Source organism: Tannerella forsythia (assembly GCF_001006485.1).
Classification (GTDB): domain Bacteria; phylum Bacteroidota; class Bacteroidia; order Bacteroidales; family Tannerellaceae; genus Tannerella; species Tannerella forsythia.
This window is the reverse complement of record NZ_JUET01000073.1, coordinates 1-840: the sequence shown is the minus strand read 5'-3', so window position 1 is coordinate 840 and position 840 is coordinate 1. Positions and strand designations below refer to the sequence as shown.

Sequence of the window (840 nt, the reverse complement as noted above, 5' to 3'; positions counted from 1 at the left end):
GGGATTGACCGTACGGTATCGGATACCCCTCCCTCTTTCTTTCTCCCCTCCTCTTCCTCTTTCCCTCTTCCTTTTTTTTCTCCCCTTCTCCTTCTTCTTCTCCCCCTTCCCTTTTCCTCCCATGCCCCGCCCCTCCTTTCCTCCCCTCCTTTTTCTCTTCCCTCCTCCCTCTTCTTCCCTCTCCCTCTCTTTTTCCTTCTCCTCCCCCTTTTTTCCCCTCCCCTTCCCCTTTTCCTCCTCCTTCCCCCCCTTTTCCTCCCTTTTTCTTCCTTTCTTTTTCTCTCTTCTCTCCTTCCCTTCCTCCCTCTCCTCTCCCCCTTCTTTTCTCCCTTCCTCTCCTTCTTTCCCCTTTTTTCTCTTCCCCCTCCCCCCTCCTCCTCTTTCTCTCTTCTTTCTTCACTCCCCCTCTTTTCCCTCTCCTCTTCCCCTCTCTCCTCCCTCCTTTCTCTTTTCTTCCTTTCCCTTTCTCTTCTCCCCCTTCTTCCCTTCTTCTCCTCCTCTTTTCTCCTCCCTTCTCTTCCCTCCCTTCCTCTCTTCTTTTTTTCTTCTCCCCTTTCTCTTCCTTCTTTTTTCTCTCGCTCTTCCGCCCGTCCCTTCTCCCCTCCGTGTCGCCAGCCTCCTTGCTTCTTTTCTTCCCCTTCTTCCTTTACTTTCTCCTTCGTCTCGGCCTTGTTCTTTTTCCTTGCCCTTTTTTTCTCCTGCCTTGCCTCTTCCGTCTGTCCCTTTTCTCCCCCCCCCTCCCTTTTCCCCTTCTTTTCCTCTTCCCCCTCCTCCCTCTTCCCCCTCCCTTCTTGCTTCTCTACTCTTTCCTCTCTCGTCTCCTCTTACTTCTCTGCCTTT

Annotated in this window: 2 protein-coding genes; both read right to left on the bottom strand. The window is 52.5% G+C overall.

Going from position 1 to position 840, the window contains the following annotated elements; genetic code table 11:
• A partial coding sequence (locus Tanf_RS16695; protein WP_046825285.1) for a hypothetical protein occupies positions 1-400 on the bottom strand: 400 nt, incomplete at its 3' end.
• On the bottom strand, positions 397-840 hold a 444-nt coding region (locus Tanf_RS16690), incomplete at its 5' end, for a hypothetical protein (RefSeq protein ID WP_046825284.1). The genes Tanf_RS16695 and Tanf_RS16690, both read right to left, overlap by 4 nt.